General features: G+C 64.7%; 27 protein-coding genes. 17 read left to right on the top strand and 10 right to left on the bottom strand.

Annotated features, from left to right (window positions below; genetic code table 11):
* Positions 1–232 precede the first annotated feature (232 nt).
* Complete coding sequence (hemC, locus tag AB3N21_RS13475; protein ID WP_367935699.1) at positions 233–1,189, bottom strand: hydroxymethylbilane synthase; 957 nt, start codon at positions 1,187–1,189, stop codon at positions 233–235.
* Between the two features lie 104 nt (positions 1,190–1,293).
* Here hemC and hemE point away from each other — a divergent pair, with 104 nt between their 5' ends.
* Complete coding sequence (gene hemE, locus AB3N21_RS13470; protein ID WP_171175636.1) at positions 1,294–2,328, top strand: uroporphyrinogen decarboxylase; 1,035 nt, start codon at positions 1,294–1,296, stop codon at positions 2,326–2,328.
* A 64-nt stretch (positions 2,329–2,392) separates the two neighbouring features.
* Here the strand turns inward: hemE and AB3N21_RS13465 are convergent, their stop codons facing one another.
* Positions 2,393–3,487, bottom strand: a complete 1,095-nt coding sequence (locus tag AB3N21_RS13465) for a CaiB/BaiF CoA transferase family protein (RefSeq protein WP_367935698.1) — start codon at positions 3,485–3,487, stop codon at positions 2,393–2,395.
* Positions 3,488–3,543: 56 nt separating this feature from the next.
* Positions 3,544–4,407: a helix-turn-helix domain-containing protein gene (locus AB3N21_RS13460; protein ID WP_367935697.1), complete on the bottom strand. Its 864-nt coding sequence runs from the start codon at positions 4,405–4,407 to the stop codon at positions 3,544–3,546.
* An 82-nt stretch (positions 4,408–4,489) separates the two neighbouring features.
* On the opposite strand from AB3N21_RS13460, the gene pobA reads away from it, so the two are divergent.
* Together pobA and AB3N21_RS13450 are read left to right on the top strand one after the other, a co-directional pair.
* Positions 4,490–5,662 (top strand): 4-hydroxybenzoate 3-monooxygenase, encoded by a 1,173-nt coding sequence (gene pobA, locus AB3N21_RS13455; RefSeq protein ID WP_367935696.1) that lies wholly within the window; start codon positions 4,490–4,492, stop codon positions 5,660–5,662.
* An 80-nt stretch (positions 5,663–5,742) separates the two neighbouring features.
* The gene (locus tag AB3N21_RS13450; protein WP_367935695.1) at positions 5,743–6,603 is read left to right on the top strand and encodes a crotonase/enoyl-CoA hydratase family protein; all 861 of its coding nucleotides are present in this window, start codon (positions 5,743–5,745) and stop codon (positions 6,601–6,603) included.
* Positions 6,604–6,605: 2 nt separating this feature from the next.
* Here AB3N21_RS13450 and AB3N21_RS13445 read toward each other — a convergent pair whose 3' ends face one another.
* Complete coding sequence (locus AB3N21_RS13445; RefSeq protein ID WP_367935694.1) at positions 6,606–7,586, bottom strand: DMT family transporter; 981 nt, start codon at positions 7,584–7,586, stop codon at positions 6,606–6,608.
* A gap of 209 nt (positions 7,587–7,795) precedes the next feature.
* Between AB3N21_RS13445 and AB3N21_RS13440 the strand changes: the two genes are divergently transcribed.
* The 7 genes from AB3N21_RS13440 (at position 7,796) to uvrC (ending at position 15,106) form a co-directional block, all read left to right on the top strand.
* Entirely contained in the window at positions 7,796–8,323 is a 528-nt protein-coding gene (locus AB3N21_RS13440; RefSeq protein WP_367935693.1) for a CoxG family protein, read from the top strand.
* A 91-nt stretch (positions 8,324–8,414) separates the two neighbouring features.
* Entirely contained in the window at positions 8,415–9,344 is a 930-nt protein-coding gene (locus AB3N21_RS13435) for an ATP-binding cassette domain-containing protein (protein WP_367935692.1), read from the top strand.
* A complete protein-coding gene (locus AB3N21_RS13430) occupies positions 9,341–10,102 on the top strand; it encodes an ABC transporter permease (RefSeq protein WP_171175652.1) in 762 nt (253 codons plus the stop codon). The genes AB3N21_RS13435 and AB3N21_RS13430 overlap by 4 nt, the downstream gene beginning before the upstream one ends.
* 108 nt (positions 10,103–10,210) lie before the next feature.
* Complete coding sequence (locus AB3N21_RS13425) at positions 10,211–11,008, top strand: S49 family peptidase (protein ID WP_367935691.1); 798 nt, start codon at positions 10,211–10,213, stop codon at positions 11,006–11,008.
* A gap of 168 nt (positions 11,009–11,176) precedes the next feature.
* Positions 11,177–12,139, top strand: a complete 963-nt coding sequence (locus AB3N21_RS13420; protein ID WP_171175655.1) for a calcium/sodium antiporter — start codon at positions 11,177–11,179, stop codon at positions 12,137–12,139.
* Between the two features lie 22 nt (positions 12,140–12,161).
* Positions 12,162–12,941 carry an SDR family oxidoreductase gene (locus AB3N21_RS13415; RefSeq protein WP_367935690.1) on the top strand — a complete coding sequence of 260 codons (780 nt, stop codon included), beginning with the start codon at positions 12,162–12,164 and terminating at the stop codon, positions 12,939–12,941.
* Between the two features lie 290 nt (positions 12,942–13,231).
* Positions 13,232–15,106 (top strand): excinuclease ABC subunit UvrC, encoded by a 1,875-nt coding sequence (gene uvrC, locus AB3N21_RS13410; protein WP_367935689.1) that lies wholly within the window; start codon positions 13,232–13,234, stop codon positions 15,104–15,106.
* On the opposite strand, the gene AB3N21_RS13405 is transcribed toward uvrC, so the two are convergent.
* Positions 15,103–15,993, bottom strand: coding sequence for a DMT family transporter (locus AB3N21_RS13405; protein ID WP_367935688.1), 891 nt, complete (start codon positions 15,991–15,993; stop codon positions 15,103–15,105). The two genes, uvrC and AB3N21_RS13405, sit on opposite strands and share 4 nt — an antisense overlap.
* A gap of 216 nt (positions 15,994–16,209) precedes the next feature.
* Between AB3N21_RS13405 and pgsA the strand changes: the two genes are divergently transcribed.
* The 3 genes from pgsA to AB3N21_RS13390 are packed head-to-tail and all read left to right on the top strand — an operon-like array spanning position 16,210 to position 17,575.
* Positions 16,210–16,878, top strand: a complete 669-nt coding sequence (gene pgsA, locus AB3N21_RS13400) for a CDP-diacylglycerol--glycerol-3-phosphate 3-phosphatidyltransferase (RefSeq protein ID WP_367935687.1) — start codon at positions 16,210–16,212, stop codon at positions 16,876–16,878.
* 3 nt (positions 16,879–16,881) lie between these two features.
* Entirely contained in the window at positions 16,882–17,127 is a 246-nt protein-coding gene (gene moaD, locus AB3N21_RS13395) for a molybdopterin converting factor subunit 1 (RefSeq protein WP_367935686.1), read from the top strand.
* A 4-nt stretch (positions 17,128–17,131) separates the two neighbouring features.
* Entirely contained in the window at positions 17,132–17,575 is a 444-nt protein-coding gene (locus tag AB3N21_RS13390; RefSeq protein ID WP_367935685.1) for a molybdenum cofactor biosynthesis protein MoaE, read from the top strand.
* A 293-nt stretch (positions 17,576–17,868) separates the two neighbouring features.
* Here AB3N21_RS13390 and AB3N21_RS13385 read toward each other — a convergent pair whose 3' ends face one another.
* The 3 genes from AB3N21_RS13385 to ubiA all read right to left on the bottom strand — a co-directional run bounded on the left by AB3N21_RS13385 (position 17,869) and on the right by ubiA (position 21,146).
* Positions 17,869–18,189, bottom strand: coding sequence for a hypothetical protein (locus AB3N21_RS13385; protein WP_171175669.1), 321 nt, complete (start codon positions 18,187–18,189; stop codon positions 17,869–17,871).
* A 1-nt stretch (position 18,190) separates the two neighbouring features.
* The gene (locus tag AB3N21_RS13380) at positions 18,191–20,119 is read right to left on the bottom strand and encodes an OmpA family protein (RefSeq protein ID WP_367935684.1); all 1,929 of its coding nucleotides are present in this window, start codon (positions 20,117–20,119) and stop codon (positions 18,191–18,193) included.
* 64 nt (positions 20,120–20,183) lie between these two features.
* Positions 20,184–21,146 carry a 4-hydroxybenzoate octaprenyltransferase gene (gene ubiA, locus AB3N21_RS13375; RefSeq protein ID WP_367935683.1) on the bottom strand — a complete coding sequence of 321 codons (963 nt, stop codon included), beginning with the start codon at positions 21,144–21,146 and terminating at the stop codon, positions 20,184–20,186.
* 12 nt (positions 21,147–21,158) lie between these two features.
* Here ubiA and AB3N21_RS13370 point away from each other — a divergent pair, with 12 nt between their 5' ends.
* From AB3N21_RS13370 to AB3N21_RS13355, 4 genes are all read left to right on the top strand, one after another.
* A complete protein-coding gene (locus AB3N21_RS13370) occupies positions 21,159–21,884 on the top strand; it encodes a 16S rRNA (uracil(1498)-N(3))-methyltransferase (protein ID WP_367935682.1) in 726 nt (241 codons plus the stop codon).
* Positions 21,881–22,732: a GNAT family N-acetyltransferase gene (locus AB3N21_RS13365; protein ID WP_367935681.1), complete on the top strand. Its 852-nt coding sequence runs from the start codon at positions 21,881–21,883 to the stop codon at positions 22,730–22,732. Before AB3N21_RS13370 ends, AB3N21_RS13365 begins: the two co-directional genes overlap by 4 nt.
* Positions 22,729–23,256: a DUF202 domain-containing protein gene (locus AB3N21_RS13360; protein WP_171175678.1), complete on the top strand. Its 528-nt coding sequence runs from the start codon at positions 22,729–22,731 to the stop codon at positions 23,254–23,256. Before AB3N21_RS13365 ends, AB3N21_RS13360 begins: the two co-directional genes overlap by 4 nt.
* Positions 23,257–23,322: 66 nt before the next feature.
* Complete coding sequence (locus AB3N21_RS13355) at positions 23,323–24,693, top strand: glutamate--cysteine ligase (protein ID WP_367935680.1); 1,371 nt, start codon at positions 23,323–23,325, stop codon at positions 24,691–24,693.
* 54 nt (positions 24,694–24,747) lie between these two features.
* On the opposite strand, the gene AB3N21_RS13350 is transcribed toward AB3N21_RS13355, so the two are convergent.
* Together AB3N21_RS13350 and AB3N21_RS13345 are read right to left on the bottom strand one after the other, a co-directional pair.
* A complete protein-coding gene (locus AB3N21_RS13350) occupies positions 24,748–25,278 on the bottom strand; it encodes an outer membrane protein (protein WP_367935679.1) in 531 nt (176 codons plus the stop codon).
* A 253-nt stretch (positions 25,279–25,531) separates the two neighbouring features.
* Entirely contained in the window at positions 25,532–26,005 is a 474-nt protein-coding gene (locus tag AB3N21_RS13345; protein WP_367935678.1) for a YHS domain-containing (seleno)protein, read from the bottom strand.
* Between the last annotated feature and the right edge of the window lie 158 nt (positions 26,006–26,163).

Raw genomic sequence — 26,163 nt, 5'->3', positions numbered from 1 at the left:
CCTTTGGTTGGGAGGCTGACCGATCCGTCGTCTGGTGACGGTGGAGGGAGCAAAGAAGACCAGCCCACCCCCCTTCTGGAAATCGGATGGACTGGTCACATTCGCCGGCTCGTCCGGTTTCAGTGGGCTGGTCTCAAGTTGGCCGGAAAGGCTGAGATCAGCATCCACGAAATGGGACTGCCTCGCAGTAAACCAGTTCACAGGACGCCGGAGTTTTTGCGCGGCTGACCTCTCAGCGCCAGTCGAAGAACCCTTCGCCCGCGCGGGACAGCAATCCGGCGGCCATGGCGCGGCCCAGTTCGGCGGCGTCTTCCACGGCACCGGTCACATCGTCCGATATCGCCGCGGAGCCGTTGGGCCGCAGCACCTCACCGCGCAGGCGCAGGGTGGAGCCGTTCAACTCGGCGAGCCCGGCGATGGGGGTCTCGCAGGAGCCGTCGAGCGCGGCCAGAAGCGCGCGTTCGGCGGTCAGGCGGTGCCCGGTCTCGGCGTCGTGGATCGCGGCCAGAAGGTCGGCGGCGCGGGTGTCGTCCGAGCGGCGCTCGATGCCGATGGTGCCTTGTGCAATGGCGGGCAACATGGCGTCGGTGGGGATCGGGGTGGCCGGCACATCGGCCATGTTCAGGCGTCGGATCCCGGCCATGGCGAGAAAGGTACACTCGGCCACGCCATCGGCCAGTTTCCTCAGCCGGGTCTGCACATTGCCCCGGAACTCGACCACCCGCAGGTCTGGGCGGCGGTTCAAGAGCTGCGCCCGGCGGCGCAGCGACGAGGTGCCGACCACCGCGCCCTCGGCCAGTTCGGTCAGTGCGGTTTTGTCCGGTGAGATGAAAGCGTCGCGCACATCCTCGCGCGGCAGAAACGTGTCCAGCACCAGCCCGGCAGGCTGTTCAACCGGCATGTCCTTGGTCGAATGCACCGCGATGTCGATCCCGCCGCTCAGCATCGCCTCTTCGATTTCCTTGGTGAACAGGCCCTTGTTGCCGATCTCTTTCAGCGGCCGGTCCGCGTCGATCATCGCCCGATTGTCGCCGGTGGTCTTGATCACCACGATCTCGAACGCCCTTTGCGGCAGATCGAAGGCGGCGGCCAGCCGGTCGCGGGTCTCATGCGCCTGCGCCAGCGCCAGCGGAGAGCCTCGGGTGCCGATTTTCAGCGGTGACGCGGGGGAGGGAAGCTGTGCAGTCATGGCGACAGCTTTAGTCGCGTCACATTGCCCTGACAATGGGGGCAAAGCTTGACAAATTGCCGCCGAAGGCCGAGCGGTGGCGGAAATCGATTTTGGGGATGAGCATGGCCGAGACGAAGAAACTGCTGCGGGCGCTGGCGGGCGAGGTTCAGGACGTGCCGCCGATCTGGATGATGCGGCAGGCCGGGCGCTATCTGCCCGAGTATCGCGCCACCCGGGCGCAGGCCGGGGATTTCCTGTCGCTGTGCTACAACCCGGAACTGGCTGCCGAGGTAACGTTGCAGCCGATCCGCCGTTACGGGTTCGACGCGGCGATTCTGTTTGCCGACATCCTGCTGGTGCCGCAGGCGCTGGGCGCCGATCTGTGGTTCGTGACCGGCGAAGGGCCGCGCTTGTCGACGATCACGCAGCAGGCCGAGTTCGACGCGCTGAAACCGGCCTCGGCGATTCACGACACTCTGGCGCCGGTCTATGAGACGGTGCGCATCCTGTCGCGCGAGTTGCCGTCCGAGACCACGCTGATCGGGTTTGCCGGGGCTCCGTGGACGGTGGCGACCTACATGATCGCCGGGCGTGGCACGCCGGATCAGGGCCCGGCCCATGCCTTGCGCGAGGGAAATGTGGCGCTGTTCGAGGCGCTGTTGGACCGGATCACGGCGGCGACCATCGATTATCTGTCGGCTCAGATCGAGGCCGGGGCGGAGGTGGTGAAGATCTTCGACAGTTGGGCGGGCTCGCTCAAGGGCGAGGCGTTCCGTAAATACGCGGTCGAGCCTTGCCGCGTGATCACCAAGGCGCTGAAGGAGCGGCATCCGGGCATTCCGGTGATCGGCTTCCCGCGTGAGGCGGGTGACGGTTATGTGGGCTTTGCCAGGGAAACCGGCGTCGATTGCGTGGCGCTGGACAACTCGGTGGCGCCGGGTTGGGCGGCGGAGCACGTGCAGGTGGATGGCTGTGTGCAGGGCAATCTGGCCTCGTCGCATATGGTGACGGGCGGGCAGGCGCTGGTCGACGAGACGCGGGCGATTGTCGAGGCGTTTTCCAAGGGGCCGCATATCTTCAATCTGGGGCACGGGATCACGCCGGATGCGGATCCGGAGAATGTGCAACTGATGATCGATACTGTGCGCGGATCGTAGCGGTCGGAGCGAGGGGCCAGCCCCTCGCGCTCCCCGGGATATTTTTGAACAGAAGAAGGGCGGATCAGGTTTGTTTGGCTGATCTGAGACTTGCGAGGATTTCGTCGGTGTGTTCGCCGCGAGCGGGGCTGGGGTCAGGAGACCAGTCCCAGCCGTCGAAGCGCGGTGCGCCCGAAGCCTGAAGTGCGCCGTCATTTTCGACCCAAGTTTGGCGGGTGCTGTTCATGGGGTGGGCCTTGGCCTCCTCGGGGCTGAGGACCGGGGCGACGCAGGCGTCGGTGCCGAGGAACAGGTCGGCCCAATGGTCGCGCGGGTGTCGGGCGAAGAGTTCGGTCAGGCGTTCGGTCAGGGCGGGCCAGCGTCTGGCGTCGTATTGCTGCTGGAACTCGGGGTCGTCGGCCAGGCCCATCCGGTCGAGGAACAGGGCGTAGAATTTTGGCTCGAGGCATTGCACGGTTATGAAACCGCCGTCCGCGCAGGCGTAGGTGCGGCACCAGTGCGGGCCGTCGAGCAGGCTTTGGCCTCGGGTCTCGGACAGGTTGCCGGTCTGGCGCAGGCTCATCAGCAGGTTCATCATATGGGCCGAGCCGTCGTAGATGGCGGCATCTACCACGGTGCCCTGACCGGTGGCGCGGGCGTTCAGCAGCCCTGCAAGGAGGCCGGTAACCAGATACATCGCGCCGCCGCCGATATCGCCCAGCAGCGTGGCCGGGGTCTGCGGCACGTCGCCCGGGGCCGAGCCGTACCAGAGCGCGCCGGAGAGCGAGATATAGTTGAGGTCGTGCCCGGCGGCATGGGCCAGCGGGCCGGTCTGGCCCCAGCCGGTCATGCGGCCATAGACCAGTTTCGGGTTGAGCGCGTTGCAGATCTGAGGACCCAGGCACAGCTTTTCCATCACGCCGGGGCGGAAGCCTTCGATCAGGGCGTCTGCGGTGGCGATCAGGTCTTTGGCCGTTTGCAGATCGTCCGGGTCCTTGAGATCCAGCGCGATGGAGCGTTTGCCCCGGTCGAGCAGCGAGCGCTCTGGCATCCCGGGGGTCACCGCGCCGCCCTTGCGGTGGATCACGATCACGTCGGCGCCTAGATCGGCCAGCAGCATTCCGGCGAAGGGGCCGGGGCCCAGCCCCTCGATTTCGATGACGCGAATGCCGTTCAGCATGTCTGACCCTCCCTTTGCGGTGCAGGTTTCCGAGGTGCGGGCGGGATTGCAAGCGCTCAGGGGCGCGACGTGGCGTTTTGCTCGATCCGCCGGCGAAAGCGGCCCGGCGGCAGGCCGGTTCCCTTGGTAAAGACGCGCGAGAAATGGGCCGGGTCCTCGTAACCCAGTTCATGCGCGATCTGGGCGGCGGTGAGGTTGGTGTAGATCAAGAGCCGCCGCGCCTCGCGCAGGGTCCGGTCGGTGAGCAGCGCCGAGGCCGGGCGGCCGGTGGCCTGCCGCACCACGCGGGTCAGGTGGGTTGGGGTCACAGCCAGTTGCGCGGCATAGGCCGAGAGCGGCTGGCGGGTGCGGAACTGCTGCTCGACCAACGCCTCGAACCGGCGCAGCAAGGGCGTGTCGGTCGCGGGCTGCGGCGTGTGGTCTTGCAGGGCGCGGGCGGTGAGGCCGATCAGCGCTCCGGTGAGCGCGCGCAGCACATGGGCGCGGGCAAAGTGATGCTGGCCGTGCTCGGCATGGATGCGGGCGGCAAGGATGCGCAGGTCGTCGGGCAGGGGGAGCACGGCGGCGCGGTCGAAGGGCGGGCGGACGCCTTCGCCGGCGCGCAGGGCCTCGTCCACCAGATCCGAGGGCAGGGTGATGACCCATCCTTCGGTGTCCGGCGCGAAGGTAAACCCGTGCACGCAGCTCTGCGGGATATTGATCAGGCAGGGGGTAATCAGCGCCTCGGCACGCCCGTCGATCTGGGCCGAGCCGCCGCCGCCGGTCAGGGCAAGTACCTGGTGCAGGCGGGCGTGGCGGTGGGGACGCAGCTCCCAATTGTGCAATCGGGAGCGGGCGGCGATGGTCTCGCAATGGATCACATCGGCCAGTTCTGCGGTCTCTCCGAACAGGTTGTAGGTGCGGATGCGGGTGCTGGACATGTTCGATTTATACAATAAGCTGCCGGTTCGATCCATTCGCTTGGGGTGATCGCGCGCGCATACTGGCACCGGGAGGACGCGCATGAAGACACAAGTGGGGATCATTGGCGGCGGGCCGTCGGGCCTGTTGCTGTCGCAGTTGCTGCACCGGCGGGGGATCGACAGCGTGGTGCTGGAAAAGCACACGCGGGCCCATGTGCTGGCCCGGATTCGCGCCGGGGTGCTGGAGCAGGGCTTTGCCGATCTGTTGCGGCTGGCGGGGTGCGGCGACCGGATGGACCGTGAGGGCGAGGTGCATGAGGGGGTCAACATCGCCCATGGCGAGGATCTGCACCGGGTCGATCTGCACGGGCTGACCGGAGGCCGCACGGTGATGGTCTATGGGCAGACCGAACTGACACGCGATCTTTATGAGGCGCGCGACGCGATGGGCGGCGTGGTGATCCACGAGGCCGAGGATGTGCAGCCGCATGACCTGACCTCGGATGCGCCTTATCTCACCTATCGTCAGGGCGATGAGCTGCATCGGGTGGAGTGCGATTTTGTCGTCGGCGCCGATGGGTTTCATGGGGTCAGCCGCAAGTCGATCCCGGCGGATGTGCTGACCGAATATGAGAAGGTCTATCCATTCGGCTGGCTCGGGGTGCTGTCGCGGACCGAACCGGTCGCGCCCGAGCTGATCTATGCCCGGCACGAACGCGGTTTTGCACTGTGTTCGCTGCGCAGCCGGGTGCTGAGCCGGTATTACATTCAGGTGCCGCTGACCGACCGGCCCGGGGACTGGTCGGATGAGGCGTTCTGGGCGGAGCTGAAGCGGCGCCTGCCGAGCGATGTGGGCAGGCGCTTGCAGACCGGGCCGTCGATCGAGAAATCCATCGCCCCGCTGCGCAGCTTTGTGGCCGAGCCGATGCGGTACGGGCGGCTGTTTCTGGCAGGCGATGCGGCGCATATCGTGCCGCCGACCGGGGCCAAGGGGCTGAACTCGGCCGGCTCGGATATCCAGTATCTCTATCACGCGCTGCTGGATCACTATGAGCGCGGCGATGACAGCGGGCTGGATAGCTACTCGCAAAAGGCGCTGGCCCGGATCTGGAAGGCGCAGCGGTTTTCGTGGTGGATGACCTCGATGCTGCACGTGTTCCCGGACTCGCCCGCCTATGACCGGCGCCTGCAGGAGACCGAGCTGGACTATTTGTTCTCGTCGGAGGCCGGGCTACGGTCGCTGGCCGAGAATTACGTGGGCCTGCCCTACTGATCCTTGGTGACGCTGCGTAGCGCGGGGTTCTCAGGCTCAGCCTTGCGTGCTTTGCTGCCAGCCAGCAAGGGAGGATCATCATGCCAGTTGTCACTTACAAAAAGGACGGCCGCATCGCCCGCATCACCCTGAACCGGCCCGAGGTGATGAACGCCATCAACGACGAGCTGCCCGAGGCACTGGCCGGGGCGGTGGCGCGCGCCGATGCCGATCCGGGCGTGCATGTGATGGTCCTGTCCGGCAACGGTCCCGCCTTTTGCGCCGGCTACGATCTGACCTTTTATGCCGAAGGTAACGGCAATGGAGAGGCCACACAGCCGATGCCGTGGGACCCGGTCAAGGATTACCGCTTCATGTGGGCCAACACGCAGCATTTCATGTCGCTCTGGCGGGCGATGAAGCCGGTGGTGTGCAAGGTGCACGGGCATGCGGTGGCGGGCGGGTCGGACATTGCGCTGTGTGCCGATCTGACGATCATGGCCGAGGATGCGCAGATCGGGTATATGCCCGCCCGCGTCTGGGGCTGTCCGACCACGGCGATGTGGGTCTACCGGCTGGGCGCTGAACGCGCCAAGCGGATGCTGTTCACCGGCGACAAGATCTCGGGGAGTGAGGCGGCGGAGATGGGGCTGGTGCTAAAGGCGGTGCCGGCGGAGCAACTGGATGACGCGGTCGAGGAACTGGCGGCGCGTATGGCCACGGTGCCGGTCAACCAGTTGGCGATGCAGAAGATGGTGATCAATCAGGCCATCGAGCAGACCGGCCTGATGCAGACCCAGCGGCTGGCCACGATCTTTGACGGCATCACCCGGCACTCGCCCGAAGGGATCAATTTCAAGACCCGCTCGGAGGAGGTCGGCTGGAAACAGGCGGTGGCCGAGCGCGATCAGGGCACGTTCGACTGGACCGCGAATGAGGAAATCCCCAGGCGCAATAGGTGAGCTCAGTAGCGTCCCTTGACCTCGGTCCGGGCGATGCGGCGGGCTTTTTGGCGCTCGCGCAGGAACACGAACAGTCCCGCGCCCATGATCAGCGCCATGCCCAGCCAGACGACGGGGCCGGGCAGTTCTCCCCAGATCAGCCAGCCCCAGAACACGGCCATCGGCAGGCCGACATATTCGAACGGCGCCACGGTGGCGGCATCGGCGACGCGGTAGGCCTGTGCCAGGCAATAGCCGACGATGCCCGAGTTCAGGCCCAGCCAGATGAAATAGAACCAGTCTCCGTCCTCAGGCCAGGTCCAGGCGCGCAGCAGGAAGTTCAGGCTGACATTGTCCACGCCTTCCGCATAGCGCCCGTCGCCCGCCACCAGATAGAACCCGATCGACACAAGAATGAACATCGCCTGGATATAGACCGCCAGTGCCGAGGCCTTGGTGGTCGCGCCCAGCTTTCGGGTCATCAGCTGGTTCAGGGCATAGGTCAGCGCCGCGATGACCGGCAGGATCAGGACGATGCGGTCGGCCTGCAGACTGTCGCTGCCCTCCCACGGGCGCTGCATGATGATTACGCCGGCAAAGCCCACGACCACCGCACCCATGCGCAGGGGGCCGACCTTTTCGCCGAGGATCGGGATCGACAGTACGGTGATGAACAGCGGCGCGGCGAAGAAGAGCGCGGTGACATCCGCCAGCGGCACGGCGGCCAGTGCAACGAAGAACGTCATGTTCGAGATCACCACCAGCAGGCAGCGCACCGTGTGCAGCAGCGGGTGGCGGGTTTTCAGCAGCGATACGCCGCCCTCGACCTGCATCAGCACCAGCGACAGGATCATGCCGATGGACGAGCGGATGAACACCATCTGGTGCAGCGGGTAGCCGCCCGATAGCTGCTTGATCAGCATGTCGTTGACCGAAATCGCCACCATGCCGGCGACGATAAAGGCGATTCCGGTGCCCGACCGGTTTTGCGCAATCTCACTCATGTGGTGCTCCTGCGGCATGCGGGCAGAGCAATTGCCCGCTGCCTGTTCCAAGGGCTATCACAGGGCGGGGATATGTCCATGCCCGATTTCGGGCAGGTGGCGCGGATCGGGTGCGATCCGTCTTAGACATTCGTTTCGGTTGCCCGCAGGCGGTCAGCGGCTATACCTCTGGGAGCGGATGGAGAGGCGACAGGGAAGGAGGCGTTCCGATGCAGATGAGCGACACGCGCGAGATAAAGGCCGACCCGGCGGAGGTCTATGGGGCGCTGCTGGACCCCGATGTGCTCAAGGCCTGTGTTCCGGGCACGCAGGAACTGACCGGCAACCCGGATGACGGCTATGAGGCCACGGTGGTGCAGAAGGTCGGGCCGGTCAAGGCAACCTTCAAGGGCACGGTCACCATGTCGGACCTGGTCGAGAACGAGCGCCTGACCATCGCCGGTGAGGGCAAGGGCGGGGCGGCCGGGTTCGCCAAGGGCGGCGCCAGCGTGACGCTCAGCCCCGGTGAGAGTGGCGGTACGCTGCTGGCCTATGATGTCGAGGCCAAGGTGGGCGGCAAGCTGGCGCAGCTGGGCAGCCGCCTGATCGACGGCTTTGCCAAAAAGATGGCCGACCAGTTCTTTGCCAACCTGCAGGAACAGCTGGAAGGCCCCACCGAGGCACCTGCCGCGGAAGAGGCGGGCGAGGACGGCGGCGAAAAGAAGGGCTGGCTGGGCCGTCTGACCGGGCGCGGCTGAAGCCTGCGCATTTGCGCGACGGAATGTGCGCATTCGGCCTGTTCCGGCCTGGCGGCACGCTGTAGGGTCTCCGCCAGAACGAGGAACATGCATGACGGCCATCCTGTCCATCAAAGACCTGCGCAAATCTTATGCGGACGGGTTCGAGGCGCTCAAGGGCGTCTCGCTCGACATCGAAGAGGGCGAAATTCTGGCTCTGCTCGGCCCCAACGGAGCGGGCAAGACGACGCTGATCTCGACCGTCTGCGGCATCACCACGCCGAGTTCGGGGTCGGTGACCGTGGGCGGGCATGACATCCAGACGGATTTTCGCGCTGCCCGCCGGATGATCGGGCTGGTGCCGCAGGAGATTGCGCTGGAGCCGTTCGAGAAGGTCTGGAACACGGTGCGGTTCTCACGCGGGTTGTTCGGTCATGGCCCCGACAATGCGCGGATCGAGGAGATCCTGCGCAAGCTGTCGCTGTGGGACAAGCGCAAGAACGCGATCAAGGAGCTGTCGGGCGGCATGAAGCGCCGGGTGCTGATCGCCAAGGCGTTGGCGCATGAGCCGCGGGTGCTGTTTCTGGACGAACCGACCGCAGGCGTGGATGTCGAGCTGCGCAAGGACATGTGGGATATCGTGGCCGAGCTGAAGCAGGCCGGCGTCACCATCATCCTGACCACACATTATATCGAAGAGGCCGAGGCCATCGCCGACCGGGTGGGCGTCATCAACAAGGGCGAGTTGCTGCTGGTGCAGGACAAGGACACGCTGATGGCGCAGATGGGGCAGAAGCAGATCGAGGTCATGCTGACCCAGCCGATCACCGCCATTCCGGACGCCCTGTCGCCGCATAACCTGACGCTCAATGGCAATGGCGATGCGCTGGTCTATACCTATGACACCCATGCCGAGCGGACCGGGATCACCACGCTGCTGAACGATGTGGCACAGGCGGGGCTGGTGTTGCGCGATGTGCAGACCCGGCAGTCGAGCCTGGAGGAGATATTTGTCAATCTGGTGTCGGAGGGCGCGACATGAACTGGGCCGCCATTGCCGCCATCTATCGGTTCGAGATGGCCCGTTTCTTTCGCACGCTGGCGCAGAGCTTTTTCTCGCCCGTGCTCAGCACCTCGCTTTATTTCGTGGTCTTCGGCACTGCCATCGGCAGCCGGATACAGGAGATCGAGGGCGTGTCCTACGGCGCCTTCATCGTGCCGGGGCTGATCATGCTGTCGGTGGTGATGCTGTCGATCTCGAACGCGTCCTTCGGCATCTATTTTCCGAAATTCCTGGGCACGATTTATGAGTTGCTCTCGGCGCCGATCAACTTCCTCGAGATCGTGATCGGCTATGTGGGGGCGGCGGCAACCAAGGCGCTGTTCGTGGGGCTGGTGATCCTGGCCACCGCCACCTTCTTTGTCGATATCCGGATCGAGCACCCGCTGGCCATGGCGGCGTTTCTGGTCCTGTCATGTCTCAGCTTCTCGCTCTTGGGCTTCATCATCGGCATCTGGGCCAGCAATTTCGAGCAGATGTCGCTGATCCCGCAACTGGTGGTGACGCCACTGATTTTCCTCGGCGGAACCTTCTACAGCATCTCGATGCTGCCGCCGGTCTGGCAGACGATCACCCTGTTCAATCCGGTGGTCTATCTGATCTCGGGGTTCCGCTGGTCGTTCTACGGTCTGGCCGATGTACCGATCGCGCTGAGCCTGCTGGCAATCGCCGGTTTCACCGGTGTCTGCCTCGCCGTGATCTGGTGGATTTTCAAGACCGGATGGCGCATCCGCAGCTGATCCCGCCGTTGCATTTTTGCCGACGCAGTGTGGGAATCTTGTTGCCGTCGCGTTTCTGTCAGGACGGGCGTCTTGTTTGTCGGCAGGGGGCACTCTACATCGGCTGCCATGAAGCTACGCCTGCCGTTTATCAAAAAGCCACCAATGGTGGCTGTTGTTCGTTTGTCGGGTGCCATCGGTATGGCAGGGCGCGCGTCCCTGAACGACACCACCCTGGCGCCGGTTCTGGAAAAGGCGTTTCGCAAGGGCAAACCCGCGGCTGTTGCGCTTGAGGTCAACTCGCCCGGCGGCTCTCCGGTTCAAAGCGCGCTGATCGGCAGCCGTATCCGGCGGCTGGCGGATGAACTGAAGATCCCGGTCTACGCGTTTGTCGAGGACGTTGCCGCCTCGGGCGGCTACTGGCTGGCGGCGGCGGCGGATGAGATCTGGGCCGATGACAACTCGGTTCTGGGGTCCATCGGGGTGATCTCGTCGGGTTTTGGCGCCCATGTGTTTCTGGCGCGACAGGGCATCGAGCGGCGGGTGCATACCGCCGGCAAGTCGAAATCCATGCTCGACCCGTTTGCGCCGGAAAAGGAAGAGGATGTCGAACGGCTCAAGGTTATTCTGGGCGATATCCATCAGAACTTCATCGCCTATGTGAAAGAGCGGCGCGGCGAGCGGCTGGAACGCAAGGCCGACCTGTTCAACGGGGAGATCTGGCTGGCGAAGCGCGCGACCGAGCTGGGGCTGATCGACGGGATCGGCCATCTCAAACCCCGGATGCAGGAGCAGTTCGGTGACAAGGTCAAATTCCGCCGCTACGGCGTGCGGCGCCCGTTCTGGACCCGGATCGGCACCGAGCTGACGCAGGATGCGATTGCAGGCATAGAGGAGCGGGCGGCCTACGCGCGTTTCGGTCTCTGACGTGATATTCAAGATCGTCTCCCTCTTTCTGGTGGGCATGGCCGTGCTGGCAATGTTCGGCAAGCTGCGGTTTCCGGGGCAGAAACGGCTGAGTTCGGCCAAATGCCCCCGCTGTGGGCGGTATCGGATCGGCAGAGGCCCCTGCGCCTGCGAAAAGGGAGACCGCTCATGACAGCGTGGCTGTATTCTGCGCTGGGGCTGGTGATCCTGCTGCTGGCAGGCGATGCGTTGGTGCGCGGGGCGGTGAACCTTTCCTTGCGTCTGGGTGTTCCGGCGCTGATCGTCAGCCTGACCATCGTGGCTTTTGGCACCTCGGCGCCCGAGCTGCTGATCGCCATCAAGGCGATTCAGGAGAACGCGCCCGGGATCGCGCTGGGCAACGTGGTGGGCTCGAACACCGCCAACATCCTGCTGGTTCTCGGGGTGCCTGCGCTGTTGGCCACTTTGCACACCAGCGAATGCGACACGCGCCGCAACTATGTCTTCATGCTGATGGCCTCGGTTCTGTTCATCGCGCTGGCGGCCTGCGGCGTCTTCAACCTGGCCAGTGGGGCGATCCTGCTGGCGGGGCTGACGCTGGTTCTGCTCAACGCGTTCCGGCAGGCCAAGGCGCATCGCAAGGCGTGCGGAGAGGCGTGCGCCGACGACGATGAGCTTGAAGGGCTGGAAGAGGCCGATCCCAACATGCCCTACTGGCGCATCGCGCTTTATCTAGTGCTGGGCCTGATCGGCCTGCCGATGGGGGCGCATCTGCTGGTGGAAAACGCCTCGATCATCGCGCGCACCTATGGGGTGAGCGAGACGGTGATCGGCCTGACGCTGGTGGCGGTGGGCACGTCGCTGCCCGAGCTTGCGACCACGGTGATGGCGGCCCTCAGGCGGCAGGCGGATGTGGCGCTGGGCAACGTGATCGGCTCGAACATGTTCAACCTGCTGGCCATCGTCGGGATCGCCACCCTGTTCGGACGCATCCCGGTGGACGACTCGTTCCTGCGCTTCGATCTTTGGGTGATGCTGGGCGCCTCGCTGCTGCTGATCCCGTTCGTGTTCTTCAAGCAGGACATCAACCGCCTGTGGGGGCTGGCCTTGACCGCGCTCTACGGGATCTATGTGATTGCCGTACTGACCTGATGCCTCTGCCGGAGGACCCTGAATGACCCGAGCCTTAGTGACCGGTGCCGGTATCCGGCTGGGCCGCGCCATGGCGCTGTATCTTGCGGCGCGCGGCTATGACGTGGCCGTGCACTATGCCAGCTCGGAGGCGCCTGCCGCGGAGACCGTGGACGAGATCCGCGCCATGGGCCGCAAGGCGGTGGCATTGCAGGCGGATCTGCTGGATGAGGCACAGACCCAGGACCTGCTGCCGCGCGCCGCCGAGGCGCTGGGCGGGCCGGTCACCTGTCTGGTCAACAACGCCTCGATCTTCGAATACGACAATATCCAATCCGCCACCCGGCAGAGCTGGGACCGGCACATGGACAGCAACCTGCGCGCGCCTTTCGTGCTGACGCAGGCGATGGCGGAACAAGGGCTGCAGGCGGTCGAGGATGAGAATGGTGAGCTCATGGCGACCGGCCTGATCGTCAACATGGTGGACATGCGCGTGCGCAAGCTGACGCCCGAGTTCATGACTTACACCATCGCCAAGATGGGCCTCTGGGCGCTGACCCGTACCGCCGCGCAGGCGCTGACGCCCGCGATCCGTGTGAATGCGATCGGTCCAGGCCCCACCATGCGCGGCCATCGGCAGAGCGATGAGCATTTCGCGGCGCAGCGCGCCAACACGGTGCTGGAGCGCGGCTCGAACCCGTCCGACATCACTGCAGCCTTGGGATATTTCATGGATGCCCCGGCGGTAACCGGGCAGTTGCTTTGCGTCGATGGCGGGCAGCATCTGGGCTGGCGTACTCCGGATGTTCTGGGCCTGGAATGAGGGTTTTTGGTGCAAGTTTTGCACCGCTCGCATTTCTGTTACTTAAGCGTTACAAAAATGTCTTTTATTTCATGGGCTTGTCAGGTCTCATAAAAAATAACGTTAAAAATCAATGCGTTGAATATGTGCCTATTTTTTGGGCATTTCAGGGAAAAGGCCATGAAACAAGGAGAAATCGCGATGCCCCGAAAGTTATCTGCATAGTTATCCACATAAACCGTGGATTTGTTTCCTCTTGATCTGAGCGGCCCAAGATTGCAGCCATTCCCAGAGAATCATATCTGAATGCGATGAGCCAACACAGCGACCCCGATTCCCAACCTCCGGTGACCGGCTATGCCTGCATCCAGCAGTATCTGAAAACGCTGGACAGCTCGCCCGGCGTGTACCGGATGCTCGATGGTGAAAGCCGGGTTTTATACGTCGGCAAGGCGCGCAATCTGCGGGCGCGGGTGTCGAACTATGCGCGGGCCGGCCATTCGGGCCGGATCGAGCGGATGATCGCGGCCACTGCTTCGATGATGTTCCTGACCACGCGGACCGAGACCGAGGCGCTGCTGCTGGAGCAGAACCTGATCAAGCAGCTCAAGCCGAAATACAATGTGCTGCTGCGCGACGACAAAAGCTTTCCCAACATTCTGGTGGCCAAAGATCACGCCTTTCCACAGATCAAGAAGCATCGCGGTGCCAAGAAGGAAAAGGGCACCTATTTTGGCCCCTTCGCTAGCGCGGGCGCGGTGAACCGGACGCTGAACCAGCTGCAAAAGGCGTTTCTGCTGCGCAACTGCTCGGATTCCATGTTCGACAGCCGCACCCGGCCTTGTCTGCTCTATCAGATCAAGCGGTGCTCGGGGCCGTGTGTGGGTCTGATCTCGGAAGAGGGCTATGCCGAAAGCGTCAAGGATGCCGAGCGGTTCCTTTCGGGGCGGTCGACCAAGGTGCAGGAGGAGCTGGCCGAGCAGATGATGGCCGCCTCCGAGGCGATGGAGTTTGAGCGCGCCGCCGGTCTGCGCGACCGCATCCGGGCGCTGACGCAGGTGCAGTCGAGCCAGGGCATCAACCCGCGCGGGGTGACCGAGGCGGATGTGGTGGCGCTGCACATGGAAAGCGGGCAGGCCTGCGTTCAGGTGTTCTTTATCCGCGCCAATCAGAACTGGGGGAACCGGGATTTCTATCCCCGCGTCGGCCCGGATGTATCGGCAGCCGAAGCGATGGAGGCGTTCCTTGGCCAGTTTTACGATAACAAGGAACCGCCCCGGCAGCTGATCCTGTCGGATGCCATCGAAAACGCCGACCTGATGGCCGAGGCGCTGTCCGAAAAGGCGGGCCGCAAGGTCGAGCTGCTGGTGCCCCAGCGTGGGGAAAAGGCGGAACTGGTCTCAGGCGCGCTGCGCAATGCGCGCGAGTCGCTGGCGCGGCGCATGTCGGAAAGCGCGACCCAGGCCAAGCTGCTGCGCGGGGTGGCCGAGGCGTTCGATCTGGACGGGCCTCCGAATCGGATCGAGGTCTATGACAACAGCCATATTCAGGGCACCAACGCGGTGGGCGGCATGATTGTCGCGGGTCCCGAGGGCTGGATGAAGAACGCTTATCGCAAGTTCAACATCCGTGGCGACGATCTGACCCCCGGTGACGATTTCGGCATGATGAAAGAGGTGCTGACCCGCCGTTTCACACGCCTGCTGAAAGAGGACCCGGATCGTGACAAGGGCCTGTGGCCCGATCTCTTGCTGATCGACGGCGGTGCCGGGCAGGTGAGCGCGGTGCACGAGATCATGGTGACCCACGGGGTCGAGGATATTCCCATGGTGGGCGTCGCCAAGGGCATCGACCGCGACCATGGCAAAGAGGAGTTCCACCGTATCGGCCAGCACCCCTTTGCGCTCAGACGCAACGACCCGGTGCTCTACTTCATCCAGCGGCTACGGGATGAGGCGCATCGTTTTGCCATCGGCACCCACCGCGCCAAGCGGGCCAAGGCGGTCGGCGCGACGCCGCTCGACGAAATACCGGGCGTCGGGGCCACCCGCAAACGCGCGCTGCTGGCCCATTTCGGCAGTGCCAAGGCGGTCAGCCGGGCCAATCTCGCGGACCTGAAGGCGGTGGACGGGATCTCGGAAGGGCTGGCGCAGAAGGTCTACGATTTCTTCCACGAAAAGGGCTAGGCGCTGACCCGTTTGCCGCGCCACAGGATGTAGAGGCCCGAGGCCACGATCAGCGTGCAGCCCGTCAGCATTGCCGGATCCAGCCGCTCGCCGAACAGGACGATGCCCAGCCCGATGCCGAAGAGCAGGCGGGAGTAGCGGAACGGTGTCACGGCTGAGACTTCACCGGTGCGCATGGCCTTCATCAGGGCGGAATATGCGATGACGCCCCAGAACACCGCGCCCGTCAGTTGCAGGCTGGTGGTGGCGGTGAGGGGGACCAGAGCGGTGCCCTCCCACAGCGAGAACAGAACCCCTGCCACCACAATCGACAGGAAGCCGTAGAATCCCAGAACATCGGTGCCGAGCGTCGCTGGTGCGGCGCGGCTGGCCAGATCGCGCCCGGCAAAGCCCAGCATCCCGAGCACGGCGAGGATGGACAGCGGCGAAAAGCTCTCACCGGTGGGGCGGATGATGATCAGCACGCCGATCAGGCCGATCAGAATCGCGCTCCACCGCCGCCAGCCGACCTGTTCGCCAAAGACCAGCGCCGCGCCCGCGACCACGACCAGCGGGGTGGCCTGCAGGATCACGGTGGCCGAGGAGAGCGGGGTCAGGGCGATGGCAAGAACGTAGAACAGGCGGCCCAGCACCTCGAACAGCACCCGCAAGCGCATCGGTGGCGACAGCACGTCCGGGTGCAGCAGCCGCGCGCCGCGCCAGCGTGCGATGCAGCCAAAGACCAGCGCGCCGCCAAGCCCGAACAGGATTAGGATCTGCCCGACCGGAAGCGTGGCGGAGGCGGCCTTCAGCAAGGCGTCTTCGAGGGCAAAGCCTGCCATCGCTGCGATCATCCAACCGCTGCCGATCAGGTTTGACCGGTGGTCCGTTTGAATATGCGCTGTCATGATGCCTGCCGTCGCATTGCCCGGATCAATACGGGTCGCGTTCCCTGACCCATTTCACGGGGCTCAATCTGACCGGGAATGGACGCGGAGCCAAGGGGCATCTCACGCCTTGCTACACGTCGGGCCTTCGTCCGAAATGCCGCAGGTGCCTGTGTGCATGCAGTTTTTCAACGGCCCGGCTTTCATGTCCGAAAGCCGCGATATAATGTCCGGCTCATGAAATGGAACCTGCCCAATATCCTGACCCTGCTGCGCCTGCTTGCGGCACCCGGTCTGGCCGTGATGTTTCTTTACTTCACCCGCCCTTACGCGGACTGGTTCGCGCTGGTCCTGTTCGTGACCGCCGCCGTGACCGACTGGTTCGACGGCTATCTGGCGCGGGCGTGGAAGCAGGAAACCAAGATGGGCGCGATGATGGACCCGATCGCCGACAAGGCGATGGTGGTGATTGCGCTGATGATCCTCGTGGGCTACTCGACCGAGCACTGGACCCCGTGGCTGGTTTTGCCCGCCACCGTGATCCTGTTCCGCGAGGTCTTTGTCTCGGGTCTGCGCGAGTATCTGGGTGACGTGGCCGGGACGCTCAAGGTCACCAATCTGGCCAAGTGGAAAACTACCGCGCAGATGATCGCGATTGCCGTGCTGTTCAGTCAGGGGATTTTCGAACACTATCTGGTGATGTCGTCGTTCGGCATGGATCAGGCCCTTGTCGAACAGATCATGACGGGCCAGGTCGAGGATGTGAACGGCCTGCGCTGGAAGTTCGAGGGCATGGTGTGGTCCGGCCGCGTGGGCCTGTGGCTGCTCTGGCTTGCGGCGGGTCTGACATTGATCACCGGCTATGACTACCTACGTAAAGCCTTGCCCCATCTGAAGGAGACGTAAGGGATGGATGTGCTCTATTTCGCCTGGGTCCGGGAACGGATCGGCCTGCCGAAAGAGCGGATCGAGACCAGTGCCGCCACCGTCTCGGATCTGGTCACCGAGCTGCGCGCGCGCGAGCCTCGGTATGAGGCCGCCTTTGCCGACCTCTCGGCGCTGCGGGTGGCGCTGGATCAGGAGCTGTCCGATTTCGACGCCCCGCTGTCGGGCGTGCGCGAGGTGGCGTTCTTTCCGCCGATGACCGGAGGCTGAGCCGGTGCGCATTGCCGTGCAGGAAGAAGAGTTCGATCTGGGCGCCGAGGCCAATGCTTTTGCCGCCGGTGGCACCGCCGATGGCGCCATCGTGACCTTCACCGGCGTGGTGCGCGATCTGGCGCGCGGCGATCTGGATGTGATGGAGATCGAGCATTATCCGGGCATGACCGAAAAGGCGATTACGGCGATTGCCGAAGAGGCCAAAGCCCGCTGGTCGCTGGGCGACGTGCTGGTGATCCACCGCCATGGCCGTCTGGCGCCCGGTGACAAGATCATGATGGTCGCCACTGCTGCCCGGCACCGCAAGGACGCCTTTGAGGCGGCGGAATACCTGATGGACTACCTGAAGTCCCGCGCGCCGTTCTGGAAGAAAGAGATCACCTCGGACGGCGCCGATTGGGTGGCCGCGAAGGACGAGGACGAGGACGCGCTGGGGCGGTGGTAGGTCCGCCAGATCGCGAGGCCCGAACCGTTTCATGTAATCAGAGCTGTCGTTCCAATCCGGGCACCCAGCCCGGAATCAAGGCACGCAGTGCCGCCGGGCAGCGCCCGACCGCCCCTATGGGCGGGCGCTTCTTCAACGTTTGGATCCCGTACAGTTGTTGCATGTGGCTGAACCATAAAGAGAAGACCACGGATCATAGGAGCACCCACCCGCGGTCGGGCGCGGCCCTCTGTTTGACTGCCTGATAAGCGATGTCTGCGCGTTCTGATTGTGCCGGAAGGGCCGAATAAGCCTCACTCTCCCCGCGCCAACTGCCCCCGCAGTTCTTCCGCCTCCTGCCGTGCGTCGCGGAGACCCTCCATGGCGGCGGAAAGCTCGGCCTCGGTCTGGGTGAGCTGGTTGGTCAGTTCGGCCTCGCGCTGCTGCAGGTAGGTGATCGCCTGATCGCGGGTTTCCTCGGCTTCGTGCAACTCCTGGCTCATCCGGTCCAGATCGGCCACGTCGCTCTGTCGGACGCGGGACAGGCGGTGGATCAGCCAGTTGGCGAACCAGCCCATGCAAAAGGCCACGAACAGGATGATGGCGGTGGCGATGATGAATTCGGTTCTGTTCATGTCACTGGTCCTCTGCGCCCTCTGCCGGGGCGCCGTCTGTCTCATCCGCAGGGGCCGTTTCCGCCGCCTCGGGGCCGGGGCTTTCGATGGCTTCCAGCCCGGTTTCCACCTCTTCAATCGGTTCCGGGCGGATCAGGCGGAACTCGATGCGGCGGTTTTCCTCGCGCCCCGCTTCGGTGTCGTTATCCGCGATGGGCTGGCTTTCGCCATAGCCGACGGCAGCATAGGTCGAAGTCAGCACCCCCCGCGACCGCAGCTCGTTCAGGATGGACTGAGCCCGTGCCTGGCTGAGCTGCTGGTTCATCTCTTCGCGGCCCTGGCTGTCGGTGTGGCCCTGGATCTCCATCCTGATCGGGCCGCATTCGCGCAGCAGATCGGCAATGCTGTTGAGCGTGTCCAGCGAACCCGAGGCCACCGTGGCCGAGCCCGGCTCGAACGCGATCTTGTTGGCCTGCTGCATCTCGGCGATCTGCTCTTCGCAGAACTCCGGGTCGGGCAGGGCGTCTTCGGGTTCGGGCGGCTCCTGATAGGTGATCGACAGGTCGAAATCCTGCGCCTCGCCTAGCTTTTCCGAGAGCAGCCCGGCGATCTCGGCGCTGGCATCCGCGTCATGGCTCATGCCGCTGAGCACGACATTGTCGGGCGTGACGGTCAGCGCGCCGTTGTTCAGCCGCGACAGTGCTTCGAGCCCGGCCAGCACTCGCACCGGCCAGTCGGCGGGCAGGTCCGGCACCACGCGCGTTGCGGTGTGCACGGCGGTCGAGCCAAAGGCGGCGCGGGCATAGCTGTCGGACATGTCGCGGAGGGTTTCGTCGCCGACCCGGCCCCTCAGTTGCACCAGCCCCTCGGGGCTGAGCGTGGCGGTGAATTCCGGCGGGCCCGCCGCGTCCCTGACCTCGGGCTCGGGCAGGACGGCGTGCAGGGCGAAGACCTTGGGCAGGCTGGTCTCAAGCTCTCCGACAACCCGGTCGAAATCGGCCTGATCGGTGCCCTGCTGGGCGATGAGGGTGATGTCGGCATCGGCGATGGTGACCGAGCCCTGGCCCAGCTCCGCCAGCGCGCTGATGCTGAGTTCGGCCGCCTGCGCCCAATTGGGTGACGGCACGCCCAGCCCGATGGTGCAGTTGGCCCGGCCTTCCAGCCCGGCGCGATGGGCGGCGGCCGCGATGCGGTTGCGGGCGGTGTCATCCTGAGCCGAGCAGGCGTCGAACCGGGCGCCCTCTTCGCCGATCAGGAACCGCAGGGTGAACGGCGTGATGACCGGGCGCGGGGCCGCGATCGACAGCCCGATCCGCAGGCTGGGCGGCGCGGCGCGGGTCAGTTCCTGTTCCAGCCGGGCCTTTTCCTCGGGGCTGTCCGAGATCGCGGTGATCTTGACCAGCCCGGCACTGGCCGAGACCTTGGCGCGCGGCAGTTTCGACAGCGCCAGCACCGCAAAGGCCAACGCGTCGTCCCATCCGGCGGGTTTGGGATAGTCGGCGGTTTCAAGCAGATCGGTCACCAGCGCCTGCTGGTCGAGTTTCTGCAGCGCTTCCGCCAACGCCTCGCGATCCTCGCTGGCCGGGATCAGCCCGATGATCGAGATGCCGCTGTCATTGCGCAGGATCTCGGCGGAAAAGCGTGGGGGTGCCAGATCCGCCGTGGGCGCCACATCCATCCCGTCGATGACGCGCGACGGGTCGACCTCATCCCCCGCGACGGTCAGCGCGTTGAACCGGGTCGCCTCGTCCGGGGCGGTGCCGGTGATCACGACCCGCAGCCCGTCCGACTGAACCTCGGCCCAGTCATGCCCCTTGGTATCAAGGGCCCGCCGCACCACGATTTCCGAGTTCCTCTCGACCGCGGTGACCGCGTAGCTTGCGCCGATCAGGCACAGACCCGCGGCCAGAACAAAGGTCAGGACGACCACGATGGAAAAGGATGGGCGCATGGGCAGCTTATGTCTTGTCCGGTCTTTCGGGCGAAGTCTTACAGGCCCCCGCCCCGGGGTGCAATCACACCAGCAGGGCGGCGCCAAGGAAGATCAGCGGAATAAGGCCGGTGTCGCGATTGGCCCAGAACAGCTGCAGCAGCTTGGCGTTGTCTTCGATGTCGAGGCCGCGCAACTGCCAGGCCATGTGCCAGCCCATCGCCCAGGGCGCGGCGATGACCAGCACCAGTGCCAGAATCGAGGCGTCCGGCAGCGCCGCCTCGATCACCGCCAGCCCCATCAGGGTGACGGTGGCGACCAGAAAGTACTTCATCCAGCGCGCGGTGTCGGTGCCGAACAGGCGGGCGGTGGATTTCACCCCGATCAGCGCGTCATCCTCGGTATCCTGATGCGCATAGATCGTGTCATAGAACAGCGTCCAGGCGATGCCCGCGCCGTAAAGCAGCACCGCGGGCCAGCCCAGCGAGCCGCTATGCGCGGTCCAAGCCAGCAGTGCGCCCCAGTTGAAGGCCAGCCCCAGAAACGCCTGCGGCCACCATGTGAACCGCTTGGCAAAGGGATAGATCGTGACCGGCAGCAGCGACAGCACGCCCATGGCGATGGCGGCGCGGTTGAAGGTCAGCAGGATCGCCAGCCCCAGCAGCGACTGGATCACCATCCATACCACCGCCTGTTTCACCGTCACCTGGCCCGAAGGGAGCGGGCGCGAGCGTGTCCGCTCGACCTGGCCGTCGAACTCGCGGTCGGTGATGTCGTTCCAGGTGCAGCCCGCGCCGCGCATCACGAAGGCGCCGATGGCGCAGCCCACCGCGATCCACAGATCGCCCCAGCGCGGGTCGCCGCCGTCGAGCATGGCCAGCAGCAGCCCCCACCAGCAGGGAATCAGCAAGAGCCACGTGCCGATGGGCCGGTCGGCGCGGCTGAGCCGAAGATAGGGCCGGGCAAATGCCGGGGCGTAGGTGTCGACCCAGTTGTCCGCTACCGCATCCGCGACCTGACCATCTGGTGTTGGGGCATCGCCTTGCATATGTAGGCCCTTATGAGTGCAAAGATCAGGCTGTATGTAGAGCACCCTCTGGGCCCGGGGCAATCGGTAGCTTTGACGCGTGAGCATGCGCATTACCTTTTCGGCGTGATGCGGCTGTCTGCTGGCGCGCCGGTGGCCCTGTTCAACGGGCGCGACGGAGAGTGGCTGGCCGAGGTGGCCGAGGCGGGCAAGCGCGGCGGCACGCTTGTCTGCGTCGAACAGACGCGGTCTTTGCAGATGCCGCCCGATCTGTGGCTGTTCTTCGCTCCGATCAAGAAGGCGCGCACCGATTTCATTGTCGAAAAGGCCGCCGAGATGGGGGCCGCGCGGATCATTCCGGTGCAGACCGAGTTCACCAATTCCGAACGCATCCGGCAGGACCGGTTGCAGGCCCATGCCATCGAGGCGGCCGAGCAATGCGGCGGTACCTTCGTGCCCGAGGTCTGCGCGATGCAGAAACTCGACCGCGTGCTGGCTGACTGGCCCGAGGGACGGCAGCTGATGTTCTGCAACGAGGCCGAGGTCGGCTCGGCCCTGCGTCTGGCCGAACACGAAAAGGGCGGGCCTTGGGCGATTCTGATCGGGCCCGAGGGCGGGTTCTCGGACCGCGAGCGTGCGCGTCTGACGGCGCAGCCCTATTCCCACGTGGTCAGCCTCGGTCCCCGCATCCTGCGGGCGGATACGGCAGCGGTGGCGGCGCTGACGCTGTGGCAGCAGGCGCTGGGGGATTGGGGATGAGCTGGCGCCGGGCGCAAGACGCTGACCTGCCGGGGATCGAGCGGTTCCTGCGCGCGCATCTGCAAAGCTCGATGTTCCTGCTGGCCAATCTGCAAAACCACGGCCTGACCGGCGATGCGCCGCATGCGATGACGATCTGGGTGCTGGGTGAGGACCCTCATGGTGTCTTCGGCATTTCCCGGCAGGGCGTGGTGCTGCTGCAATGCCCTGATTGCGGCGAGGCCGATCTGCGCGCCGCCACTGCCCTGATCGCGGATCGTGAGGTGACCGGGATCATCGGTGAGGCGGCACAGGCACGGCGGCTGATGGCGCTGGCCGGTTGGGAGCATCGCGCCGCCAAGCTGAACAAGGATGAGCCCGCCTTTGCGCTCGACCTCGCGCGTCTTGTTATCCCCGAGGGATCCGGTACCGAACTGGTGCCGCTGGCCGATGTGGATCGGTCGATACCGGTGGCATGGCGCACCGCGTATCACGCAGAGGTGCTGGGCGCCCACCCGGACGAGGCGCGCCAACTGGCCGAGCAGGATATCGCCGCGTATATCGAGCGCGGCTCCCATCGGGTGCTGCTGGCCGAGGGGCAACCGGTCTGCATGACCGGCTTCAACGCCCGCCTGCCGGATGTGGTGCAGATCGGCGGGGTCTATACGCCGCCAGACCTGCGTGGACATGGCTACGCCCGCCGGGCGGTTGCGTTGCATCTGGACGAGGCGCGGCAGACCGGGGTCACCCGTGCCATTCTGTTCGCCGCCAATGCGCCCGCCGTCCGCGCCTATCAGGCTATCGGGTTCGAGCGGGCGGGTTCGCTCGCCCTGATCCTCTTCGACTTGCAGACGGAGGCCACCGCATGAGCTTCATCCGCCCCGAGGCCAAGACCGCCATCTGGCGCTGGCGCGAAGTGCTGGTCGGGATTGGCGTGGGGCTGCTGGGGTTCAGCTGGATCGGCGGCCCCGGCGGGCTGCTGGGTTGGATCGGCTGGGTACTGGTTCTCGCTGGGGTGGCGCTGGCGGTGATCGGGGTGCAGCGGGCGCGCTTTCGCACCGGTGCGGGCGGGCCGGGACTTGTCACCGTGGACGAGGGCCAGATCACCTATATGGGTCCCCTGACCGGCGGCATGGTCGCCGCGCAGGAGTTGGAGCGGCTGGCGCTCGACCCCACCTCGCGGCCCGCGCATTGGGTGCTTGAACAGCCCGGGCAGGCGACGCTTCACATTCCGGTGAACGCCGAAGGCGCCGAGGCGCTGTTCGATGTGTTCTCGAGCCTTCCAGGGCTGAAGACCGAGCAGATGCTGGCCGAACTCAATGGCGGTTCCGCTCACCCGGTCGTGATCTGGGAACGTCATCCCATGCGGCCTCCGGGATTGCGGCTGCATTGACACCACGCGCGTTTGCGACCACGACTGACCCTCACGAACAGACACTTCAGGATCGGAGCACGGCTCATGTCCATTCCCCAGTCCGGCGGCGGACCGATTGAGCGCCACGAACAACTGGCCGAGTATCTGGCCGCAGGCTGCAAGCCCAAGCAGGACTGGCGGATCGGAACCGAGCACGAGAAGTTCGGCTATTGCAAAGACACCCTGAAACCGCTGCCCTACGAGGGCAAGCGCTCGATTCTCGCCGTGCTCGAAGGGCTGCGCGACCTGCATGGCTGGGAGCCGCTGGAAGAGGGCGGCAAGCTGATCGGTCTGCAAAAGGACGGGGCCAATGTGTCGCTGGAACCGGGCGGGCAGCTGGAGCTGAGCGGCGCGCCGCTGGAGACCATTCACGAGACCTGCGACGAGGTGAACGCGCATCTGAAGGACGTGAAGGACATTGCCGACAAGATCGGCGTGGGTTTCATCGGTCTGGGTGCGGCGCCGATCTGGACCCATGACGAGATGCCGCTGATGCCCAAGGGGCGGTACAAGCTCATGGATGCCTACATGCAGAAGGTGGGCACCATGGGCCGCACCATGATGCGGCGGACCTGCACCGTGCAGGTCAATCTGGATTTCGCGTCCGAGGCGGACATGGTGCAGAAACTGCGCGTGGCGCTGGCGCTGCAACCGGTGGCAACGGCGCTTTTTGCCAATTCCCCGTTTCTGGAAGGCAAGCCCAACGGTCACAAATCCTGGCGCAGCCGGGTCTGGCGCGATCTGGATGCAGCTCGCACCGGCATGTTGCCCTTCGTGTTCGAGGATGGGTTCGGGTTCGAGCGCTGGGTGGACTACGCGCTCGATGTGCCGATGTATTTCGTCTATCGCGACGGGCAATATATCGATGCGCTGGGCCAGAGCTTCCGCGATTTCCTCAAGGGTGAGCTGCCTGCCCTGCCGGGCGAAACGCCGATGCTCAGCGACTGGGCCGATCACCTGACCACCGCCTTCCCCGAGGCGCGGATCAAGAAGTTCATCGAGATGCGCGGCGCCGATGGCGGCCCCTGGCGGCGCCTGTGTGCGTTGCCCGCCTTCTGGGTTGGACTGATGTACGATCAGGGCGCGCTGGATGCCGCCTGGGATCTGGTCAAGGGCTGGGACGCGGACACCCGCGATGCCCTGCGCGTTGCCGCCAGCGAGGGCGCCCTGCAGGCGCAGGTCGGAGACATTAGCATGCACGATCTGGCCCGAGAGGTGATCGCCATCGCCGAGGCTGGCCTCAAGGCCCGCGCCTATCCGGGCGCCGGCGGGCTGGTGCCGGACGAGACGCACTTCCTAAATGCGCTCAAGGACAGTCTGGATAGCGGCAAGGTGCCCGCGGATGAATTGCTGGACCGCTACAATGGCGATTGGGGCAGCGACCTGACCCGGATCTATGCCGATTACAGTTATTGATCCATGACCCATCCGCCGGGTCGGCGGATGGGGTTTCAGGACCGGATCAGCGCGTCAGAACCGGTAGGTGGCGCGGATCTGGAAGGTCGTGGCCTCGACATCGACGCCGGAACTGTTGAAGTCGTCGAACTCATGATACAGGATCTCGCCCCCGACGCTGAGGCCGCCTCCGACCAGCATTTCATAGCCTGCGCCGATGAAATAGCCGTCATCGCTGCCCAGCGTGTCGGTGTCCGCATCCGCAAACCCGACCGTGCCGTAAAGCAGCCCGTCGCCGATCTTGTAGCCGCCGCGCGCCTTGACCCGCAGCACGTTTTCCAGCGTGGCGGCGGTGCCCACTTCGATATCCGCGAAGTCGTAGTCAACACCCGCGCCAAGCACCCAATCGCCAAAGTCGTGGTCATAGCCCACGACCAGACCGCCGATCAGGCCGTCGCCCTCGACACCGGCGACATTGGTGTCGACGTCGGCATATCCAATCTGACCCCCGGCATAAAACCCGGACCAGTCGCCGCTGGATTGCGCCAGGGCAGAACCGGCAGGAATCGCGGCAATGGCCGAAGCTAGGGCAATCTGTCTTAGCATTTCCTATCCTTTCGTATCCGAGGTCACCGGAGCCCCAAATGGGATCCGGTGCTATCAATGTGAGAGTATACGGCGCAGGCGTACATGTGGATCACCGGGGCAGGGGACGGACAGCGCAAACCGGCGTGTTTTTTCCCGTTCGGTCGGCATGTTTTGGCTGATCCCCGAAATGTGAACGGGCACTCCGTGCGCCAGGAACGGAAAACGGCGGCAGAAGGGTCCGCCGCCGCTGTTCGCTTTGGGATGGTCTGGCTTACTGCTGAAGCGAGGCCGGGTCTTTGTCGGCGATGTCTTCCCAGTTGGCGCTGGCCTTTTCGATCAAGCCGGGGATGTCGCCTTCCCAGCGCTGCTGGATGTCGGGCGAAATGTTCAGGTAAAGCTTGTTGTCGACGATCTTCCAGATGTTGGGATCACCGTCGAACTTAAAGCCCATGGCCGCTCCAAAGGCGCAGTAGCCGCCATATTCGGGCAAGTAGGCCTCAGGATTAGCCTCGAACGCGGCCTTGTTCTCTTCCGATGCAAAGCGGTACATCGCATCGTTGTGGAGCGTCGTGATCTTCCAGTTGCCCTTGGTGGGCTCACCTTCGGTGAAATAGGCCACCGGGTCATAGCCTTGCAGCGCCAGACCGGTCGAGCTTGCGTTGATCTCGACACCGGCCGCCAGAGCCGAGGTTGCCAGCGCAACCGAGAGTGCCACGCCACCCAGCAGAGATTTTACCTTGTTCATGGGTTCACCTTTCTTGTGTATGCCAGCCGGGGTGCCGTAATTGCGTCCGATTGGCTGTCGTGTTTGATGCGTGCGGCCGAAATAAACCGCCACGTCACAGCAGGTGGCACCGGCCCCGGTAACGTTCAAAACAACCTATTGTGTATGTGCATGGGCGA

The sequence above is a fragment of the Ruegeria sp. genome (assembly GCF_040830605.1).
GTDB lineage: Bacteria > Pseudomonadota > Alphaproteobacteria > Rhodobacterales > Rhodobacteraceae > Ruegeria.
The sequence above is the reverse complement of the archived record's forward strand: the minus strand, read 5'-3'. Positions and strand labels throughout refer to the sequence as shown.

Bases quoted from the DNA above. Each gene is read 5' to 3' on its own strand.
- hemC (WP_367935699.1), bottom strand. From the start codon at position 1,189: ATGACTGCACAGCTTCCCTCCCCCGCGTCACCGCTGAAAATCGGCACC.
- hemE (WP_171175636.1), top strand. From the start codon at position 1,294: ATGGCCGAGACGAAGAAACTGCTGCGGGCGCTGGCGGGCGAGGTTCAG.
- AB3N21_RS13465 (WP_367935698.1), bottom strand. From the start codon at position 3,487: ATGCTGAACGGCATTCGCGTCATCGAAATCGAGGGGCTGGGCCCCGGC.
- AB3N21_RS13460 (WP_367935697.1), bottom strand. From the start codon at position 4,407: ATGTCCAGCACCCGCATCCGCACCTACAACCTGTTCGGAGAGACCGCA.
- pobA (WP_367935696.1), top strand. From the start codon at position 4,490: ATGAAGACACAAGTGGGGATCATTGGCGGCGGGCCGTCGGGCCTGTTG.
- AB3N21_RS13450 (WP_367935695.1), top strand. From the start codon at position 5,743: ATGCCAGTTGTCACTTACAAAAAGGACGGCCGCATCGCCCGCATCACC.
- AB3N21_RS13445 (WP_367935694.1), bottom strand. From the start codon at position 7,586: ATGAGTGAGATTGCGCAAAACCGGTCGGGCACCGGAATCGCCTTTATC.
- AB3N21_RS13440 (WP_367935693.1), top strand. From the start codon at position 7,796: ATGCAGATGAGCGACACGCGCGAGATAAAGGCCGACCCGGCGGAGGTC.
- AB3N21_RS13435 (WP_367935692.1), top strand. From the start codon at position 8,415: ATGACGGCCATCCTGTCCATCAAAGACCTGCGCAAATCTTATGCGGAC.
- AB3N21_RS13430 (WP_171175652.1), top strand. From the start codon at position 9,341: ATGAACTGGGCCGCCATTGCCGCCATCTATCGGTTCGAGATGGCCCGT.
- AB3N21_RS13425 (WP_367935691.1), top strand. From the start codon at position 10,211: ATGAAGCTACGCCTGCCGTTTATCAAAAAGCCACCAATGGTGGCTGTT.
- AB3N21_RS13420 (WP_171175655.1), top strand. From the start codon at position 11,177: ATGACAGCGTGGCTGTATTCTGCGCTGGGGCTGGTGATCCTGCTGCTG.
- AB3N21_RS13415 (WP_367935690.1), top strand. From the start codon at position 12,162: ATGACCCGAGCCTTAGTGACCGGTGCCGGTATCCGGCTGGGCCGCGCC.
- uvrC (WP_367935689.1), top strand. From the start codon at position 13,232: ATGAGCCAACACAGCGACCCCGATTCCCAACCTCCGGTGACCGGCTAT.
- AB3N21_RS13405 (WP_367935688.1), bottom strand. From the start codon at position 15,993: ATGACAGCGCATATTCAAACGGACCACCGGTCAAACCTGATCGGCAGC.
- pgsA (WP_367935687.1), top strand. From the start codon at position 16,210: ATGAAATGGAACCTGCCCAATATCCTGACCCTGCTGCGCCTGCTTGCG.
- moaD (WP_367935686.1), top strand. From the start codon at position 16,882: ATGGATGTGCTCTATTTCGCCTGGGTCCGGGAACGGATCGGCCTGCCG.
- AB3N21_RS13385 (WP_171175669.1), bottom strand. From the start codon at position 18,189: ATGAACAGAACCGAATTCATCATCGCCACCGCCATCATCCTGTTCGTG.
- AB3N21_RS13380 (WP_367935684.1), bottom strand. From the start codon at position 20,119: ATGCGCCCATCCTTTTCCATCGTGGTCGTCCTGACCTTTGTTCTGGCC.
- ubiA (WP_367935683.1), bottom strand. From the start codon at position 21,146: ATGCAAGGCGATGCCCCAACACCAGATGGTCAGGTCGCGGATGCGGTA.
- AB3N21_RS13370 (WP_367935682.1), top strand. From the start codon at position 21,159: ATGAGTGCAAAGATCAGGCTGTATGTAGAGCACCCTCTGGGCCCGGGG.
- AB3N21_RS13365 (WP_367935681.1), top strand. From the start codon at position 21,881: ATGAGCTGGCGCCGGGCGCAAGACGCTGACCTGCCGGGGATCGAGCGG.
- AB3N21_RS13360 (WP_171175678.1), top strand. From the start codon at position 22,729: ATGAGCTTCATCCGCCCCGAGGCCAAGACCGCCATCTGGCGCTGGCGC.
- AB3N21_RS13355 (WP_367935680.1), top strand. From the start codon at position 23,323: ATGTCCATTCCCCAGTCCGGCGGCGGACCGATTGAGCGCCACGAACAA.
- AB3N21_RS13350 (WP_367935679.1), bottom strand. From the start codon at position 25,278: ATGCTAAGACAGATTGCCCTAGCTTCGGCCATTGCCGCGATTCCTGCC.
- AB3N21_RS13345 (WP_367935678.1), bottom strand. From the start codon at position 26,005: ATGAACAAGGTAAAATCTCTGCTGGGTGGCGTGGCACTCTCGGTTGCG.